Source organism: Streptomyces bobili (assembly GCF_002154575.1).
Lineage (GTDB): Bacteria > Actinomycetota > Actinomycetes > Streptomycetales > Streptomycetaceae > Streptomyces > Streptomyces bobili.
In genome coordinates this window covers 1-598 of record NZ_MUBA01000799.1, presented here as the reverse complement: position 1 = coordinate 598, position 598 = coordinate 1, and the positions used below count along the sequence as shown (strand labels likewise).

The window sequence follows — 598 nt, the reverse complement described above, 5'->3', positions numbered from 1 at the left end:
GGCCGTACGGGGGCTGAGGATCTGACGGGAACCGTCGTCGGCCTCGTCCTCGCCAGCGACACGTTCCCCGCGACTTACCGCCCGCGCTTGCGTCGAGCGCACTCGAAGTCGTTGGCTTGTGCCCCATGAAGTACACGCAGCTCGGACGCACCGGACTCAAGGTCAGCCGACTGGTCCTCGGGACCATGAACTTCGGACCGCAGACAGACGAAGCCACCAGCCACACCATCATGGACGCGGCGCTGGACGCGGGGATCAACTTCTTCGACACCGCGAACGTGTACGGCTGGGGTGAGAACAAGGGCCGTACCGAGGAGATCATCGGGAACTGGTTCGCGCAGGGCGGCGAGCGGCGCGACAAGGTCGTGCTCGCCACCAAGATGTACGCGAACATGGCGGACTCCGACGAGGCCTGGCCCAACCACGACAAGCTCTCCGCGCTGAACATCCGGCGGGCGGTGGACGCGTCGCTGAAGCGGCTCCGCACCGACTACATCGACGTCTACCAGTTCCACCACGTCGACCGGAACACTCCCTTCGAGGAGATCTGGCAGGCCATCGACGTGCTCGTACAGCAGGGCAAGATCCTCTACGTCGG

The 598-nt window shown here is 65.1% G+C and carries 1 protein-coding gene; it reads left to right on the top strand.

Annotated elements, in window-relative coordinates:
• Positions 1-125 precede the first annotated feature (125 nt).
• Positions 126-598: aldo/keto reductase (locus BZL64_RS37740; RefSeq protein ID WP_143663449.1), on the top strand; the 473-nt coding region annotated here is incomplete at its 3' end.